We start from the raw sequence: 504 nt of genomic DNA, 5'->3' as shown, positions 1-504 counted from the left end.
CCAGTCTCTGAAGCTGTACTCAACAATGTTGCCATGATTGGACGCTTGGAAATTGGTGTGAAGCTGCAAAAAAAATGGATAACCCATGAGGATGATCCAGAGCTATTGGGGCAAGTCCCTGGCACATTGGCAGAAGGAGAGCCTGGTGCCGCACGCGAAACAGCACAGCTTGTTTGGGCACTAAAAGAGGATGCGCAGAATGGCACTTTCTTTCCGGTTTATATTTTACAAGATGGCGTTTTGATTGATCAAAAATCCCCATCACTGCTTGAACCTGCCATGCAAGCCATTGCGACGTACGACCGTGCCCATGGACATTATATCGTGAGTGGCTGCCGTGTGAGCGCATTGGGAGCCAATAACGGTTGCCAAGTGTTTAGTATTCAAGAAGGAGAAGCCAATATCAATGGCTTTAAACGTAAACGCCTTGCCGCCTTGCGCCATGAAGAGATGCAAGATTTTTCGACAAGCGTTGTTCCAAGCGAAACGCATATTTTTGCGCCT

The 504-nt window shown here is 47.8% G+C and carries 1 protein-coding gene; it reads left to right on the top strand.

The window, feature by feature from the left end:
* Positions 1-504 (top strand): DUF4815 domain-containing protein (locus ACFIJZ_RS10180; RefSeq protein ID WP_375632059.1); only part of this gene is annotated, 504 nt, incomplete at both ends.

It is taken from the genome of Bartonella sp. CL70QHWL (assembly GCF_042194855.1).
GTDB lineage: Bacteria > Pseudomonadota > Alphaproteobacteria > Rhizobiales > Rhizobiaceae > Bartonella.
This window is presented reverse-complemented; position numbering and strand designations above follow the sequence as displayed.